Origin of the sequence: Sagittula sp. MA-2 (assembly GCF_030126985.1) — a bacterium.
In the GTDB taxonomy this organism is placed as follows: Bacteria; Pseudomonadota; Alphaproteobacteria; order Rhodobacterales; family Rhodobacteraceae; genus Sagittula.
Map to the genome: position 1 here is coordinate 3,786,561 of NZ_CP126145.1, position 16,651 is coordinate 3,803,211.

A 16,651-nucleotide genomic window follows, 5' to 3' on the forward strand; every position below is an offset into this window, starting at 1 on the left:
TGTTGCTTGTGGCGACCCGATGTAGGGCGGGGCTATGCGCCGCCTGCCTTCACCGGCCCGCGCCGCATCAGGACCGCCAGCGCCGCCGCCAGCCAGAGGGCCAGCACCAGCACCGCAGCTCCGATCAGGAAGACCGCGAGCGCCGTCCCCTTCGACGCCGGATCACCGAATGGTGCCAGTGCCGCGGGCATGCCGCCGGCGAAGGCCATCATGCCCAGTGTCAGCCCCAGCCAGGCCACCACGGCCAGCGTTCCGCCGACCAGCAGGCCGCGTACCGGTCCGCTGCGGAAGCGCCAGCCGCGCTTCAGCGCCGACCAGGCGACCGATACGTCGTGCTGTACGGCCACCAGCGAGGGTACGACCAGCAGCACCAGCACCATGCCGAAGCCCAGCCCGTAGACCAGCGTGATGACCGTGGGTTTCAGGAACTGCGCATCGGCCGAGCGTTCGTAGAGCAGCGGCGCCAGGCCCAGCACCGTCGTGGCCGAGGTCAGGAAGACCGCGCGCAGACGGTCCGCCGCGCCGTCGATGATCGCCGGGATCAGGCCACGGTCGCGGGCGTATTCGTCGATCTGCGTCACCAGCACGATTGAGTCGTTGATGATGATCCCGGTCATGCCCAAGAGGCCCACCACCGTGAACATGCTCAGCGGCACGTCCCACAGCCAGTGGCCATAGACCGCCCCAACCAGTCCGAAGGGGATGATCGCCATGACCACCAAGGGGCGCGTCCAGCTGGCAAAGACCCAGGACAGCACGAGGTAGATGCCCAAGAGCACCATCGCCAGCCCCAGCTCTGCATCGGCGAGGAACTCGTCCTCCTGCTCTGACAGCCCGGAGATGTCGTAATCCACCTGCCGGGTGTTGGCGATGCGCGGCAGGATGACCTCTTCCAGCGCGGTCATGATCTCCGTCGCGCGGGCCGGATCGTCCTCGGAAATGTCGCCGTTGACGGAAATCTGCCGGATACCGTTCTCGCGCCGCACGGTCGAAAAGCCCGTCCGCCGTTCCACCCGCACGATGTCGGCCAGCGGCACGTAGGCACCTTCGGGAGTGCGCAGCATCATCCGTTCGAGGAAGTCCGCCGTCAGTTCGCCCTCCGGCAGTTCCACGCGGATTTCGGCAGAGCGCGGTCCCACCGGGTAGCTTGCCGCCTCTATCCCGCCCAGCCGGTTGCGCAGCACGCGGCCCAGCCCGTCGATGTCGAAGCCAAGCGCCTGCCCCTGCGGCGTCAGGTCGAGGATCAGCTCCTCCTTGTCGTAGGCAAGGTTGTCCTCCACCGCCGACACTTCGGGGAAGGCGGCGACGGCGGCCTTCAGATCCTCGGCGGCGGCTTTCAGCGTCTCGGAATCGGAGCCGATGAACTTCACGTCGAGCGCATCGCCGCCGGGGCCGGAGCGCCAGCCGCGGAACGAGATTTCCTCGACCAGCGGATGCTTCTCGACCCGTTCCTGCAACTCTCCGACAAAGGCGAAGGAGGAATAGGGTCGCGCGTCCGCCTCGATCAGCTCGATGGAAATGCCGCCAAGCTGGTCGGCGTCCTTGGTGTCCGCGCTCGACAACCCGCGCCCGGAGCCGCCGCCGATCTCCGCCATCACGTAATCCAGCGGGTTGCGGCCGTAGCGTTCCTCGTATTCGCGGCCAAGCTCCTCCGTCGTCTTCTGCAAGAGCCGCATCTGCGCCAGCGTATCCTCGCGCGTGGCGCCCGGCGCCATGGCGAAGTTGCCGCTGATCGACCCGCGTTCCGGTGAGTTGAAGAAGCGCCACTGCACGTCGCCGCTGATGAACAGCACCGCCTGCGTTGCCAGCACCAGCGTCGCGGTTGCAAGCACCACGTAACGTGCCCGGATGACCACCGCCATCAAGGGGCGGAAGCCGCGTTCCCGGACCTGCCGGAAGCCCCTGTTGACCACACGGCTGGCGCTGTCGATGCCCATGTCCGACAGATCGTTCAGCGCCGCACGGCGCCGTGCCCCGTCCATCCGGATCAGCCGGAGCCCCAGCGCGGCGGCGACCAGCGCAACCAGCAGCGCACCGATCCACAGCGGCTCGCCAAGGATCGTGCCGCGCAACGCGACGGCGCTTTCATGCAGGCCGGCGATCCAGCCCGGCGTCTCGCCCATGGTGCCCCAGACGCCGTGGGCAGCGCCGGGAAGCGACAGGATCGCCAGCAGGATCAGCCCGACCGCCAGCGTGCCGACGATCACCTCTCCGACAAAACCTGCCGCCGCGCGCCACGCGCGGAACCCGGTCGCGACGCGGGGCTTCAACGCGTGGGCCATGTGGTTCGGCAGGATCAGGAAACACTCCACCAGCGAGGCGAGCAGCACCGTGATGACGGTAAAGGGGATGTCGGCGATCATCTCTCCGAACGTGCCGCCGATGGCCGTCAGCCCGAAGAAGGCGATGACCGTGGTCAGCGTCGCGGAGAACACCGGCAGCGCCATGCGGGAGGCCGACCGTTCCGCCGCCTCGTAGGGGCCGAAGCCCTGCCGGGACAGGTGATCGGCGTGTTCCCCCACCACGATGGCATCGTCGACCACGATGCCCAGGGTGATGATCAGCGCGAAGAGCGAGATCATGTTGATCGTCAGCCCGCCCACGTACATCAACGCGATGGCCGCCAGCAGCGACGTGGGAATCCCCGCCGCCACCCAGAAGGCCGTGCGCGTGTTCAGGAACAGGAACAGCAGCGCGACCACCAGCAGAAGCCCCATGGAGGCGTTGTCCATCAGGATGTTGAGCCGCCCGGTGATCGCCTCTGACCGGGTGCGGATCAGTTCGATGGTCACGCCTTCGGGCAGCGTGGACTGGTAGGCCGCGGCGACCTCCTCCACCTGCTCCTGGATGCCGATGGCGTCGCCCCGGTCGGACCGGTCGACCCGCACCGTGATCGCCGGGTTGGGGCCGACGAAATAGCTGCGCTGACGGTCGACGCCTTCCTCGCGTAGTTGCGCCACGTCGCCGATGGTCAGCTTGGATCCGTTCGGGTTGGAGCGCAGGGCAATGGCGGCGATGTCGTCGGCAGAGCGTTTCTCGATCCCGGTGCGGACCCGTGCGCCCGCCCCCGCCACGTCGCCTGCCGGATCGGCGTCCACCTCCGCCGCGATGGCCTCGGCGATCTCCTGCATGGTGACGTCATGCGCGATGAGGCTGTTCGAGGGCACTTCCACCAGGATCTGCGGCGCGGCGACGCCCTGGATCGTCGTGCGCGTCACGCCTTCGGCGAACAGGCGCACGGTGAATTCGTCCGCGAACCGGGCAAGCTGGTCGACACCCACCGGCCCGGTGATCACCACGTCGGTCACGCGGTCGCGCCAGCCGCCCCGGCTGACGCTCGGTTCGTCGGCGTCGTCGGGCAGTCCTGTGATCCCGTCCACCGCCTGCTGCACATCGTCCGCGGCCCGGGCGATGTCCCAGCCCGGCTCGAACTCCAGCTCGATGCTGGCGCGGCCCTCGCGGGAATTGGAGCGGGAGGATTCGACCCCCTCGACCGCCAGCAGCGCCGGTTCCAGAAGCTGCACGATGGCGGCGTCGATATCCTCGGCGCCGGCGCCGTCCCAGGACACCGACACGTCGATCTCGTCCACGATCACGTCCGGAAAGAACTGCGCCCGCATGTTCGGCACGGCCAGAAGGCCCGAGGCCAGCAGGATCACCAGCAGCAGGTTCGCCAGCGTGGGATGCCGGGTGAAATAGCCGAAGATACCCCCGGCGGATTTTGGCAGTTCACGTACCATGCGCCCCCTCCGGAACGGGTGTTTGCAACGTCATCGCGGCGCGTCAGCCGCCCATGCGCTCTTCGATCCTCTGCACCATGTCGGCGGGGACCTGGTTTTCCTGCAGCTGCGCAAGGATCCGGGTCTTGGCCTCCTCCGGCATCCGGTTGTTGCCCTCGACGAAGGCCACCAGCCGCGCGCGCCTCTCTGCCGTCAGTTCCAGCATCTCGGGCACCTGCGCCTCTTCCGTGACACCGGGCCTGAGCGGCTGCACCTTGATCCCGGCGCCAAGAAGCGGTGTGCGCTGCGCCACGACCTCACGCCCTTCCAGAGCGTCCGCGCGGATCAGGATGTCGTCGCCCTGACGGCGCATCAGGGTGACGGGCACCACCTCCAGCCGCCCCTCCGGGTCGAGCGCCAGCACCGCACCATCCGCGCCAAGCGCCGTTGCGGGCAGGCGGGCGACGTTCGGCAGTTCGGGTTCCTCGACCTCCACCGTCACGAAGTCCCCGGGCTTGAAGCCGCGCGCCCCGTCGAGCGTCGCGAACAGAAGCCGCCCGGTCTGCCCTTCGCCGACAGAGGCACCGGCCCGGGACAGGCGGCCCGTCGTGGCGATCTCTGTCCCCAGGACATCGAGCCGCACCGACACGGGGGCTTCCTTCAACCGGCCCGTATCGTCCAGCAAGCGCACGTATTGCGGCGTCGAAACGCGAAACGCCACTTCGAGCGCCTCCGGGTCGACAAGCTGCGCCAGCTGTTCGTTGGCCGAGACCAGCCGCCCGGCGACAACCGTCACCTCGGTCAGCGTGCCCGCGAACTGCGCCCGGATTTCCGTGTCCTGAAGCCCGCGCTCGGCTTCTGCCGCTGCGATCTCCGCCCGCCGCTGCGCCGTCTTCGCCTGGTCGATGCGGGCCTCCGCGGTGGCCACGGCCTGCCGCTGGTTCAGCACCGACTGGCGCGCAGATGACAGGGCCAGTTCCGCCGTCTCTACCGCCGCCTCGGTGCCCACCCGTCGCTCCAGCAGATCGCGGGACCGTTGCAGCGCCTGCTCGCGCAGCCGCACCTGTTCGCTCGCCGCGACCAGTTCGTCGCGGGCGATGCCGATGGCGCGCTCCGCCTCGCGCAGCTCCGCCTGCGCATCCAGAAGATCGCTTTCCGCCCGTTCCACCGCCGCCTCGGCATTGGCCGGGTCGATCCGCGCCAGAAGCTGCCCGGCATCCACCTGCCCGCCTTCGACAAATTCGGGATCGAGGTCGACCAAGGTCCCCGAGGCTGCCGCGCGCAGTTCCAGCGTACGCACGCTCTGCACCTCGCCAAATGCCGACAGGACGGGGCGTTCCGTGCCGAAGGACACGTCAACCACGTTCACCGCGAAAACCCGTTCCTGCGCCGGCCGGCGGCCCGGCTCCTCGTTCATCCGGGCGACGACCGCATCGCGCACCATCAGTCCCGCCCAGGCCAGGAGGCCCAGCGTCAGCGCAAACAGGAAGAGCCCCGTCAGGCTCTTGCGTAGAAATCGCATCCGGACCGTCTCCCGTTGAGGTGCAGCATCGCGTCACGTCGCACGTATAGAATGACCTCCCGAAAACAAGCGCCGCGAAAGGACTTACGTCATTATACGCACGGTCGGATCACTTTCGTCGCCTGTGTTCGTCGAGGCGCGGAAAAATTTCGACGAAGTTGCAGGGGCGGTGACGGTAGTCGAGCTGCCACTTCAGGATCTCGTCCCAGGCGTCCTTGCAGGCGCCCGTGCTGCCCGGCAACGCGAAAAGGTAAGTGCCCCCTGCAACCCCGCCCGTGGCCCTGCTCTGCACCGCGCTCGTCCCGATTTTCTGCATGGAAACAATGGTGAAGACCGTTCCGAAGGCGTCGATCTCCTTCTCGTAGACGTCGCGGTGCGCCTCCACCGTGACGTCGCGCCCGGTCAACCCCGTGCCGCCGGTCGAGATCACCACATCCACCTCCGGGTCCGCGATCCAGATGCGCAGCCGGTCGGCGATGACCGCGCGCTCGTCCTTCACGATGTCGCGATCCGCAAGGACATGCCCCGCTTCGGTCAGCCGCGCGACCAGCGTGTCGCCCGAGCGGTCCTCCGCCAGCGACCGGGTGTCGCTGACCGTCAGCACCGCGATGCGCACCGGGATGAATTCCTTGGACTCGTCGATACGGGACATGGGGCAGGCCTTTTTACAGACAGGGAAGCGTGACCGGCAATCTCGGCACGGAGAGCGCCATGTCAAGCACCGGGTCCATCGCTTCGGAGGCCAGCGCCGCGGCAAATCCTTGCATCCCCTCGCCCGGCTCCGGGCATCCCAGCCGCGCCACTTCCCGACCGTAGGCCTCCCGCGCGGCGTCCAGCATGGCGGGCACCTCCTCGGGCGGCACGCGGGGCTCGCCGTTTTCCGCCACGAAGGTCGCGATCCGGTTCAGGCGCTGCTCGAAGGTCTGCGCGGCCTCTGGCGGCGGCGCCCAGGGGCAGAAACGCCCGGCGGCATCGAGTTCGAAATAGATGCGGTAGAGGCAGCCGACCGCGCCCAGCCCGCTGCGGTCTATGCCTTCGTAGGTGACGGTCCCGTCTTCCGCCGTCAGGCGCCGAAGCTCGATCCCGTTCTCCATCTGCAGCGTCTCGACAGCAGCGCCGTTTTCCGTCCCGGCCTCCGTCACGCGGGCCGCCTCGCGCGCGAAGATCGCCGCGTAGTCGATGCCCTGGGCCTGCGCAGCGCCGGCAAGGCTCATCACCAGCAGGAGAAGGCACCGTCCGATCACCGTCAGAGCGCCAGCCGCACCGCAAGCCCGCCGAAAAGCGTAGCGCAAGCGTAGCGCAAACCGCGCTCCGTTCCCGTGCCGCCCTGCAGATGGCGGCGCAGGCGCCCGGCGAACTGCCCGACAAGCCCGTTCACCAAGAGGCCGCCCGCCCCCATCATCGTGCCGAAGATCAGGAACTGCGGCAGGACGGGGCGCGCGGGATCGACGAACTGCGGCACGAAGGCCAGCACGAACAGGATAAACTTCGGGTTGGTCATGTTCACGACAAAGCCCTGCCGCGCCGCACGCGCCGGTGCCAGCGGCGGCGCGTCCACACCGGTCAGCGGCGTCCGCCAGGTCTTCCACGCGATATAGACGAGGTAGGCCGCCCCCGCCCAGCGGATCGCGTCGAAGGCGCCGGGCACCGCGGCGACCAGCGCACCCAGCCCCAGCCCCGCCAGCAGCACATGCACCATGCCGCCCGCGGCAACACCTGCGGAAGCCGCCCAGCCGCACCGCGGACCGCCGCGCAGGCCCTGCGCCATGCAGAACAGCATGTCCGGCCCCGGCGTGACGTTCAGCGCCAGCCCCGCAGGCAAAAAAGCCAGCAACATCACCGGATCGACGATCGTCCACGCCATCACCCGAGGCTCCTCAACTTGACCTTCAACTCCAGCATGTCGTTCCACGCCTCGCGTTTGAAACCCGGATTGCGCAGCAGGTAGGCGGGATGCACCATGGGCAGCGCCGGGCGGCCCTCCGCCTCCTGCCAGGTGCCGCGCAGCCGGGTGATGCCCCGCCGACCCAGAAGGGCCTGGGCCGAGATGTTGCCCACGATCACCAGCAAATCGGGATCGACCAGCGCGATGTGCTTCTTCAGGAAAGGCAGCATCATCGCGATCTCGTCCGGCTTCGGGTCGCGGTTCTGCGGCGGGCGCCAGGGCAGCACGTTGGTGATATAGACCGACTCCGCGCGCGACAGTCCCACCGCCGCCAGCATCCGGTCCAGCAACTGCCCCGCCCGGCCGACAAACGGCTTGCCCTGCAGATCCTCGTCCCGGCCCGGCGCCTCGCCCACGAACATCACCCGCGCCGCTGCCACCCCGTCCGAAAACACCAGCGACCGCGCGCCGCGCTTCAGCTCGCAGTGGTCGTAGCCAGCCAGCGCCGCCTCCAGCGAAGGCAGGTCGACAGCCGCCGCCGCCGCCGCTTCGGCCTCGGCAACGGGATCGGCCTCGGGTTCCGCTACCGGCGCGGCCACGGCGCCGCGGCGGCGGGGCGCAAGACGCTCCGCCTTCGCCGCATCCTCCAGAGCAAAACGGTCCACGGGCGCTTCGCAAAGCGCCTCGGAGACACCCATCTCCAGTTGCCAGTCGAGGGCGGCACGCGCGGCGTGCCAGTCCAGTGCCGATTCCATGGAGGCCACATTACGCCCAAGCCGGGCAAAGGAAAATCCGCCCGGCTTCTCTGCTTCACAAATACTCGAATCCGCCGCCCGCCACCTGCCCCTTGCCCCCGGGGGACGCGCTTCGTAAGACAGGAGCGACTTCGACAGGGGTGACCATGCGCTTCGACCACCGCCATCTTCTGGGGATCGAACCCCTGCGTCCGGACGAGATCACGACCCTGCTCGACCTCGCCGACCAGTACGCCGCCCTCAATCGCCGCCGCGACAAGCACGCGCAGGCGCTGGCGGGTCTCACCCAGATCAACATGTTCTTCGAGAATTCGACCCGCACGCAGGCCAGTTTCGAACTGGCAGGCAAGCGTCTGGGCGCGGACGTGATGAACATGTCGATGCAGGCGTCCTCCATCAAGAAGGGCGAGACGCTGATCGACACGGCCCTGACGCTGAACGCGATGCACCCGGACCTGCTGGTGGTCCGCCACCCGCATTCCGGCGCGGTCGACCTTCTGGCGCAGAAGGTGAACTGCGCCGTGCTGAACGCCGGCGACGGTCGGCACGAACATCCCACGCAGGCGCTGCTCGACGCGCTGACGATCCGCCGGGCCAAGGGCCGCCTGCACCGCCTGACCATCGCAATCTGCGGCGATGTCGCCCACAGCCGCGTCGCGCGGTCCAACCTGCTGCTGCTGCACAAGATGGAGAACCGCATCCGCCTCGTCGGCCCCGCCACGTTGATGCCTGCCGGAATCGAAGACTTCGGAGCAGAGGTCTACCAGGACATGCGCGAGGGGCTGAAGGACGCCGACGTGGTGATGATGCTCCGCCTGCAGAAGGAACGCATGGACGGCGGCTTCATCCCTTCCGAGCGCGAGTATTACCACCGCTACGGTCTCGACGCCGAGAAGCTGTCGCACGCCAAGGACGACGCCATCGTGATGCACCCCGGCCCGATGAACCGCGGGGTGGAGATCGACGGCACAATCGCCGACGACATCAACCGTTCGGTCATCCAGGACCAGGTGGAGATGGGTGTCGCGGTGCGCATGGCGGCGATGGACCTCTTGGCGCGCAATCTCCGCGCCCGTCCGACCGAAGTCATGGTATGAATTATTTCGGCAACGAAACACCACCCCTGCTGCGTTGATAAGTATCCCCTCCGCGCTTCCATGAGGCCCAATGTGACACAGATCGACATCAACGGCTCCGACGCTTCGACCGTCCACCTGTTCCGGCTCGATCTACCGCCGGAGGCCGTCGAACGCTTCACCGCCATGGCCGGCACCGGGGAATGGCCCCTGAAGTACGGGCTGGGTGCAACCAAGCTGCGCCCCGGCTTCGTCGAGACGGTCGACCTGCGCGATCTGGGTCCCATGCCGCTGTCGCAATACCTGTCGGAGGCCTACGACCTGCCCACAAAGGCGCTGGGGGCGGACAGGGCGCGCATCGACGCGCTGACGGGGCACGTGGTGATCCTGCCGCCACAGGCCTTCGATTCGACCTCCCAGACGCTGAACGTCAACACTCCGCTCAGCCACGTCGGAAGCTGGTCGGCAGCCCCGGCTAAGGCGCGTTCGGCCAGCCTGCGCAGCACCTCTGCCGAGGGCAGCCTGTCCGGCGGCGGAGAGTCTTCGATGATGGGGCTGTCCCGCGCCATCCTGATCACCGCTTTGGCCCTCGCCGCGCTCGTGGTCTTGGTGCTCGTCCTCGTTCTGTAAGGCGCGGCGCCTGTTGTCCGTACAGGCTTTTGCGCCGATCGCAGCCCCGCGACATGCGGGTTCCGCAGGGCCGTCACAGGCGGGTTCCCCCGCCCCGGGATTTGCCGTAGAGGGAAGGAAACCGACCAAGTGATGCCCGCATGTCCCAGACCCTCTTCACCAACGCCCGCCTGATCGACCCCGACGCAGGCACCGACACCATGGGCGCCTTGCTCGTCGAAGATGGGCGCATCAAGGAAATTTCGACCCAGGCCTCTGAAAATGCAGGGTTTTCATTCACATCTGTGATCCCTGACTCTGTGGTCCGGGTGGACTGCAAGGGCAAGTGCCTTGCGCCGGGGATCGTGGACATCGGCGTGAAGGTCGGCGAGCCGGGCGAACGGCACAAGGAATCTTACGGCACCGCCGGTCAGGCGGCGGCGGCGGGCGGCGTGACGACCATCGTCACCCGGCCCGACACGCATCCGCCGATCGACACGCCGGAACAGCTCGACTTCATCCGCCGCCGCGCGGCAGAAGAGTGCCGGGTGAACGTCCTGCCCATGGCCGCCCTGACCAAGGGCCGCGCAGGTCGGGAAATGACCGAGATCGGCTTTCTCATGGACGCGGGCGCAGTGGCCTTCACCGACTGCGACCACGTCGTGACGGACACCAAGGTGCTGTCGCGGGCCATGACCTATGCCCGCTCGCTGGGCGCGCTCATCATCGGCCATCCGCAGGACCCCGGCCTGTCGAATGGCGCCTCTGCCACCTCGGGCAAGTTCGCCTCCCTGCGCGGCCTTCCCTCCGTCAGCCCGATGGCTGAGCGCATGGGCCTCGACCGCGACATCGGCATGGTGGAGATGACGGGCGCGCGCTACCACGCAGACCAGATCACCGCCGCCCGCGCCCTGCCGACGCTGGAACGCGCGAAGGCCAACGGCTTCGACGTGACGGCGGGCACCTCCATGCACCATCTCACGCTGAACGAGATGGACGTGGCCGACTACCGCACCTTCTTCAAGGTCAAGCCGCCGCTCCGGGCCGAGGACGATCGCAAGGCCATCGTCGAAGCGGTGCGCTCTGGCCTGATCGACATCATCGGGTCGTTCCACACCCCGCAGGACGAGGAATCGAAGCGCCTGCCCTTCGAGGAGGCGGCTTCCGGCGCCGTTGGGCTGGAGACGATGCTGACCGTGCTCCTCCGCCTCTACCACGCCGAGGAAATGACCCTGCCGACGCTTTTCCGCGCGCTGGCGCTGAACCCGGCAAAGCGGCTGGGGCTGGACTGCGGACGGCTGACCGCCGGGGCACCTGCCGACCTCGTGCTGTTCGATCCGGACAAGCCCGTGATCCTCGACCGCTTCAAGCTGCGCTCGAAGTCCAAGAACACGCCCTTCGACGGCGCTCGCCTGCAGGGCAAGGTGCTGGGCACATGGGTTGCGGGCGACCGCGTCTACGAAGCCTGAAAGGGACCCGCGCATGACCCTCCTGATCTGGACCGTCCTTGGCTATCTTCTGGGCTCCGTCCCGTTTGGCATCGTCATGACCCGTGCAATGGGTCTGGGCGACCTCCGCCAGATCGGATCCGGCAACATCGGCGCCACCAACGTGCTGCGTACCGGCAGCAAGCCGGCGGCGCTCGCGACACTGATCCTCGACAGCGGCAAGGGCGCCATCGCCGTTTTGCTGGCGCGCTGGCTTTCCGGGGATGACAGCGCGGCCCAGCTTGCAGGCCTTGCGGCCATGCTGGGCCACTGCTTTCCGGTCTGGCTGGGCTTTCGGGGCGGCAAGGGCATGGCGACCTTTCTGGGCACGATGCTGGCACTGGCATGGCCCGTGGGCCTCCTGTGCTGTGCAACCTGGGCCGTGGCCTTCGCGATCAGCCGCATCTCCTCGGTCGGGGCACTGGCGTCGGTGGCCTCCGTCGCGCCGTGGACGCTTGTCATGGGGCGAACCGACCTGACGATCACCAGCCTGATCCTGACCTTTGTCGTGCTGTATCGCCACAAGGACAACATTACCCGTCTGCGCGCAGGGACCGAACCGAAGGTCGGCAAGAAGTCCTGAAGCCCGCCTGGCGCCGCGCGGGTTCAGCGTGGCGTGACGGCGCTGCGGGCTTTCGCCTCCACCATGGTCACGCAGATTTGCCGCGCCACATCGTCGGCGTGGGTCATGACCAGCATGTGCCCGGCGCCCGGAATGACAGCCTCCCGGCCATGCGGCAGACGGCTCAGAAGACCGTGATGGATTTCTGCGATGATCGGGACGGAATCGCCGCCACGCACAAGGGACACCGGCATCGAAAGGCGCGCCATCCTGTCGGGGTGGAGCATCCCGTGGATGTCCCGCCAGAGGCTCGGTTCGGTGCCGATCACGAAGGGCATCTGCGACGCCATGAGCTGGCGGGCCCTTTCGGGAAAGCTCTCCCAAGGGGCACCGCCGCCCCAGACACTGTTGAAGCCTTGCGCCGTTCCCATCAGGTCGCCACGCTCGAACCCCGCGAAATGTGCGGCCTCCCGTTCGTAATGCGCCGACTTGACCGGACCGTCAGCCGCAGCGGCGAAGAAGACCGGCTCGATCAGCGCCAGCGACAGGACGTGCGCGGGGGTGTCCTGTGCGAGCCGCAGGGCGACGGTGGCGCCGAAGCTGTGGCCCACGAGGTGCATCGGCCTGTCCAAGAGGGGGCGCACCGCATCGCAGGCAGCATCGTGCACGTCCACGCCATCGGGAAACGGGCCGCTGCGCCCGTGGCCCGGCAGATCCGGTGCCGTGACGGTCGTGTCGCCGAGGCCGGCGGCGACGTCTTTCCACATACCCGACGTCCCCAGCCCGCAGTGTAGGGCCAGGACGGGTTCCGCCCCTGCGCCGAACTCCCGGACGGACAGCGCCGCCGCGTCCTTCACCCCGCGCCTCCGAGGTGCGCGTCGAGGTCGTCCAACCGGTCGCGGCCCCAGAACAGGGCGCCGTCGTCGACCACCCAGAAGGGCGACCCGAAGACACCGCGTTCCACCGCTTCTTCGAGGTTGGCAGAGTAGGTCTCGGCCCCGGCGAGCATCCCGGTGAAGGTCAACCCCCGGTCGAAACCTGCCGCCTCCAGCCGGTCGCCGATCACTGCGTCGTCAGCGATGTCCTTCTGTTCCGCCCAGCAGTCGGCCAGCAGGCCGTGCACCAGCCCGGCCAGATCGCCACCGCCCGCCTTCTGCGCCGCGATCACGGCGTAAGAGGCAGGCGCCGCGTTGGCCGGAAAGAACATCGGCTTCTCGTGGTAGGGCAGACCGGATTTCTGCGAGCTGCGGGCAAGCTCCTGCAGGCGGTAGGCCTGACGCGAAGGGTGGCGCTGCGGCAGGGGCGTCCCGCCCGTTCGCGCGAAAAGCTGCATGATGTCGAGCGGCTTGTAGACCAGCTCCGCCCCGTGCCTGGCCGCGATCTCTGCCGGGCGGGTGCCGCAGAAATACGTGAACGGTGAAATCATGGACAGATAGTAGTCGATCCGGGCCATATGCCGCGTCTCCCTTTCCCGTGCTGGAACCGACCCTAGGGCCGTGTTAACGGGACCGCAACGTCACGAATCCGTCATTCTCCCTGCACGGACCTACCCCGGAGCTGCCCATGCCCACCGTCGTTGAACCCAAGCTTATCGCAGGCAACGCCAACCGTCCCCTCGCCGAGGCCATCGCCCGCCGCATGTCGCTGTACCGCGGCATGTCCGTGGGGCTGGTGCAGGCCCGGGTGGAACGGTTCAACGACCAGGAGATCTTTGTCGAGGTCTACGAGAACGTGCGCGGCGAGGACATGTTCATCATCCAGCCGACCTCCAACCCGGCCAACGACAACCTGATGGAACTGCTCATCATGGCGGATGCGCTGCGCCGGTCCTCGGCATCGCGCATCACCGCGGTGATCCCCTACTTCGGCTACGCCCGGCAGGACCGCCGCACCAAGGCGCGCACGCCGATCACCGCCAAGCTCGTGGCCAACATGATGGTCGAGTCCGGGATCGAGCGCATCCTGACGATGGACCTGCACGCGGCGCAGATCCAAGGGTTCTTCGACATCCCGGTGGACAACCTCTATGCCTCGCCGATCTTCGCCATCGACATCAAGAACCAGTTCGCCGACCTGTCCGACGTGATGGTGATCTCGCCAGACGTGGGTGGCGTGGCGCGGGCGCGCGAGCTGGCCAAGCGGATCAACGCGCCGCTCTCCATCGTCGACAAGCGCCGGGAGAAGCCGGGCGAGATCGCCGAGATGACGGTCATCGGTGACGTGACCGGCAAGCGCTGCATCATCGTCGACGACATGTGCGACACCGCCGGAACGCTCTGCAAGGCGGCCGAGGTCATCATGGACCACGGCGCGACCGAGGTGCATGCCTACATCAGCCACGGCGTCATGTCCGGCCCCGCGGTGGAGCGCGTGTCGAAGTCGGTCCTGAAGACGCTTGTCCTGACCGACACCATCCAGCCGACCGGCCCGGTCAGTTCCGCTTCGAACATCCGCGTGCTGCCGACCGCACCGCTCTTCGCGCAGTCCATCCTGAACATCTGGAACGGCACGTCCGTCTCGTCGCTGTTCGAGACCGACACCCTCGGCCCGATCTACGAAGGCATCCTGTAAGCAGGATTGGAGCGGGCGGCGCACGACGCCGCCCTTCCCTGCCCCATGGGATCAGTAAAGATCCCAGTCGTCGGGGCTCGACGCTTCGCCGAAGGCGATCCAGCTCATCCGTACCCGCGCCACACGCGTGTCGGCCCATGTCCGGAAGACCATCTCGAATCCCGCAGGTGTCACCTTCTCCGCGCTGATGTCGGCGCGGACGTTGGACTGGGAATCCATGTCCCACAGCGTCAGAGCGACCTGCACCACCGGAGCCGAGCGGAAGGGTTCCGAGAAGGTCACGGCCTTGCGCCGTTCGCGCGGGCCATGCCCCGTCCACATCTCGCCACCGTCCTCGAAGTCGGTAAAGACCTCTTCGGTGCCTTGATCGACGCCAAGGGCGGCGCCGGGAAACTTGCGCATGTCCCGCCTCGTCTTTTATTACCGCAGGTTGTCTGCTTTCGGGCAGGTCTTACAGGCAATCGGCGCGCGGTGTCACTCGGAAATCGACAAACCGCCGGGCGCGCTTTCCACCTGCATCACGCCGACCGCATCCAGACCGCCCAGCACGGCATCGACCGCCACAGTGGCGAGGATGATCCCCATGACGCGGCTGACGACGCTGGCGCCGGTCGAGCCGAGTATCCGCTTGAGCTGCGACCCGAGGAGCAACAGCAGCAGCGTCAGGATCAGGACGATTGTCAGCAGACCTGCCGTCATCAACTGATCCGGCACTGAATGTGCGTGGTTGTCTGTCAGCACAACGATGGCCAGCATCGCGCCGGGCGAGGCGATGGAGGGCATCGCCAGCGGGAAGACGGCGCCGGAGAGGTGCTCACGCGTCGCCTCCTCGATCTCGTGCTCCGGTTTCGATTCGCCGAAGATCATCGTGAGGGCGAACAGGAAGAGGATGATCCCGCCTGCGATCTGGAACGACCCGAAGCGCAGACCCAGCCCCTCAAGCAGCCATTGTCCGCCGACAAGGAACGCCATCAACACCACCCATGCCACCAGCACGGCGCGCAGAGCGAATTTCCAGTGCAGGGCATGCGGCACGCGGGCGGTGGCGAAGTAGAACACCGGCAACGTCCCGATCGGATCGACGACGACGAAGAGAGTGATGAACTCGCGCAGAATGGAGCTCCAGTCGAAGATCATGGCGACAGGCTTTCGGCAGAAGGTGAGGGTATGCGCCGCTTTTGTCTCAGAGCCGGGCCAAGGGCAAGCGCGCGATCACGCTGTGGCGGTGGCTTGCCTGCGCATCGGCCAGAATATGGCGCCGCTGATGACCAGAAGGGCAGCGGTCATGAGAAAGGGCGCCCCGGGCAAGTACAGCGGCGCGTCGGGCGCGGCGAAGAACCGGAACAGCGGCGTCACGATCAGCGGTGCGGTGATCGCGGCGACAGCGCCGAGCGATCCGATGACCCCCTGCAACAGGCCCAGCCGGTCGTCGCCCACAAGGTTCGTGGCGATCCCGGTCGCGTTCGGCGGGGCCATGTCCGACAGGCAGGCGAACGGTAGGAAGACCCAGACCACCCATGCGGCGGAGGCCACGCCATAAGCCAGCGAGGCGACGATGCCGGCCACCACGGCCAGCATCAGCGTGTGCCACGTCCCGATGCGCGGGATCAGCAGCCGCATCAGGGCGCCCTGCGTCAGCGCCACGCCGATGCCATAGCAGGCCAGCGAGCCACCGATCAGCACGGACGACCAGCCGAAGGCCTCGCGCAGCCAGAAGGCCCAGAGCACCGGGTAGACCATGTTGGAGAACTCGAACACGAAGAGCCCGGCCAGCGGCAGGCCCAGCCCCGGCAGGCGGGCGGCGGCGAGGATGCTGCCGAACGGGTTGAGGTCCCGCCTTTCGAAGCGGCGGCGTTTCTCGGGGGCGAGGCTTTCGGGCAGGACGAACAGGCCGAAGATGAAGTTGGCCGCGGCCAGCGCGCCCGCCGCCCAGAAGGGTGCTGTGACGTGGATGCCCGCCAGCAGCCCGCCAAGCGCCGGACCGATCACGAAACCGACGCCGAAGGCCGCTCCGATCAGGCCGAAGTTCGCGGCCCGGTCCTCGGGCTTCGAGATATCGGCGAGGTACGCGGTGGCCGTGATGTAGGTGGCCCCCGCCACACCGGCCAGGACCCGTCCCACCAGCAAGACCCAGAACCCGGTCGCCAACGCCATGATGAGATAGTCGACCGCCAGAGCGGCCAGCGTCACCAGCAGCACCGGCTTGCGGCCGAGTGCGTCGGAGATGCCGCCGATTGCCGGTCCACAGAGGAACTGTGCGCCTGCATAGGCCGCCATCAGCACGCCGCCCCAGAAGGCCCCCGTCGCCGTGTCCCCGGCACCCACGCGCTCCATCAGGTCGGGCATGATCGGGAAGATCAGCCCGATGCCTATGGCATCGAGAAGGAGTGTCGCGAGGATGAACCACAGGGCTCCGCGATTGGTCTGCATTACGAGGCCCGGCAGGAAACGATACGCGGCAGAGG

16 protein-coding genes are annotated in these 16,651 nt (G+C 67.6%); 5 read left to right on the forward strand and 11 right to left on the reverse strand.

Going from position 1 to position 16,651, the window contains the following annotated elements:
* Window positions 1-32: 32 nt before the first annotated feature.
* The 6 genes from QNI11_RS18500 to QNI11_RS18525 form a co-directional block, all read right to left on the reverse strand.
* The gene (locus QNI11_RS18500; protein WP_283981266.1) at window positions 33-3,740 is read right to left on the reverse strand and encodes an efflux RND transporter permease subunit; all 3,708 of its coding nucleotides are present in this window, start codon (window positions 3,738-3,740) and stop codon (window positions 33-35) included.
* 43 nt (window positions 3,741-3,783) lie between these two features.
* On the reverse strand, window positions 3,784-5,241 hold the full coding sequence (locus QNI11_RS18505) for an efflux RND transporter periplasmic adaptor subunit (protein ID WP_283981267.1): 1,458 nt from the start codon (window positions 5,239-5,241) through the stop codon (window positions 3,784-3,786).
* A gap of 109 nt (window positions 5,242-5,350) precedes the next feature.
* A complete protein-coding gene (gene moaB / locus QNI11_RS18510) occupies window positions 5,351-5,893 on the reverse strand; it encodes a molybdenum cofactor biosynthesis protein B (protein ID WP_283981268.1) in 543 nt (180 codons plus the stop codon).
* A gap of 13 nt (window positions 5,894-5,906) precedes the next feature.
* Entirely contained in the window at window positions 5,907-6,485 is a 579-nt protein-coding gene (locus tag QNI11_RS18515; RefSeq protein ID WP_283981269.1) for a hypothetical protein, read from the reverse strand.
* Between the two features lie 2 nt (window positions 6,486-6,487).
* Window positions 6,488-7,105 carry a LysE family translocator gene (locus tag QNI11_RS18520; protein WP_283981270.1) on the reverse strand — a complete coding sequence of 206 codons (618 nt, stop codon included), beginning with the start codon at window positions 7,103-7,105 and terminating at the stop codon, window positions 6,488-6,490.
* Window positions 7,105-7,881: a uracil-DNA glycosylase gene (locus QNI11_RS18525; protein WP_283981271.1), complete on the reverse strand. Its 777-nt coding sequence runs from the start codon at window positions 7,879-7,881 to the stop codon at window positions 7,105-7,107. Before QNI11_RS18525 ends, QNI11_RS18520 begins: the two co-directional genes overlap by 1 nt.
* A 146-nt stretch (window positions 7,882-8,027) precedes the next feature.
* On the opposite strand from QNI11_RS18525, the gene QNI11_RS18530 reads away from it, so the two are divergent.
* The 4 genes from QNI11_RS18530 (at window position 8,028) to plsY (ending at window position 11,636) form a co-directional block, all read left to right on the forward strand.
* Complete coding sequence (locus QNI11_RS18530) at window positions 8,028-8,978, forward strand: aspartate carbamoyltransferase catalytic subunit (RefSeq protein WP_100929155.1); 951 nt, start codon at window positions 8,028-8,030, stop codon at window positions 8,976-8,978.
* A gap of 72 nt (window positions 8,979-9,050) precedes the next feature.
* The gene (locus QNI11_RS18535) at window positions 9,051-9,587 is read left to right on the forward strand and encodes an aspartate carbamoyltransferase catalytic subunit (RefSeq protein ID WP_283981272.1); all 537 of its coding nucleotides are present in this window, start codon (window positions 9,051-9,053) and stop codon (window positions 9,585-9,587) included.
* A gap of 140 nt (window positions 9,588-9,727) precedes the next feature.
* The gene (pyrC, locus tag QNI11_RS18540; protein WP_283981273.1) at window positions 9,728-11,035 is read left to right on the forward strand and encodes a dihydroorotase; all 1,308 of its coding nucleotides are present in this window, start codon (window positions 9,728-9,730) and stop codon (window positions 11,033-11,035) included.
* Window positions 11,036-11,048: 13 nt separating this feature from the next.
* Entirely contained in the window at window positions 11,049-11,636 is a 588-nt protein-coding gene (gene plsY / locus QNI11_RS18545) for a glycerol-3-phosphate 1-O-acyltransferase PlsY (RefSeq protein WP_283981274.1), read from the forward strand.
* Window positions 11,637-11,659: 23 nt separating this feature from the next.
* On the opposite strand, the gene QNI11_RS18550 is transcribed toward plsY, so the two are convergent.
* Both QNI11_RS18550 and QNI11_RS18555 read right to left on the reverse strand, forming a co-directional pair.
* The gene (locus QNI11_RS18550; protein WP_283981275.1) at window positions 11,660-12,472 is read right to left on the reverse strand and encodes an alpha/beta fold hydrolase; all 813 of its coding nucleotides are present in this window, start codon (window positions 12,470-12,472) and stop codon (window positions 11,660-11,662) included.
* Complete coding sequence (locus tag QNI11_RS18555) at window positions 12,469-13,068, reverse strand: 2-hydroxychromene-2-carboxylate isomerase (RefSeq protein WP_100929150.1); 600 nt, start codon at window positions 13,066-13,068, stop codon at window positions 12,469-12,471. The genes QNI11_RS18550 and QNI11_RS18555 overlap by 4 nt, the downstream gene beginning before the upstream one ends.
* Window positions 13,069-13,178: 110 nt before the next feature.
* Between QNI11_RS18555 and QNI11_RS18560 the strand changes: the two genes are divergently transcribed.
* Window positions 13,179-14,186: a ribose-phosphate pyrophosphokinase gene (locus QNI11_RS18560; RefSeq protein WP_100929149.1), complete on the forward strand. Its 1,008-nt coding sequence runs from the start codon at window positions 13,179-13,181 to the stop codon at window positions 14,184-14,186.
* 51 nt (window positions 14,187-14,237) lie between these two features.
* Here the strand turns inward: QNI11_RS18560 and QNI11_RS18565 are convergent, their stop codons facing one another.
* The 3 genes from QNI11_RS18565 to QNI11_RS18575 all read right to left on the reverse strand — a co-directional run bounded on the left by QNI11_RS18565 (window position 14,238) and on the right by QNI11_RS18575 (window position 16,616).
* A complete protein-coding gene (locus QNI11_RS18565) occupies window positions 14,238-14,588 on the reverse strand; it encodes an H-type lectin domain-containing protein (RefSeq protein WP_283981277.1) in 351 nt (116 codons plus the stop codon).
* Between the two features lie 72 nt (window positions 14,589-14,660).
* Window positions 14,661-15,323 (reverse strand): MarC family protein, encoded by a 663-nt coding sequence (locus tag QNI11_RS18570; protein ID WP_283981278.1) that lies wholly within the window; start codon window positions 15,321-15,323, stop codon window positions 14,661-14,663.
* 75 nt (window positions 15,324-15,398) lie between these two features.
* Window positions 15,399-16,616: an MFS transporter gene (locus tag QNI11_RS18575; RefSeq protein ID WP_283981280.1), complete on the reverse strand. Its 1,218-nt coding sequence runs from the start codon at window positions 16,614-16,616 to the stop codon at window positions 15,399-15,401.
* Window positions 16,617-16,651 lie beyond the last annotated feature (35 nt).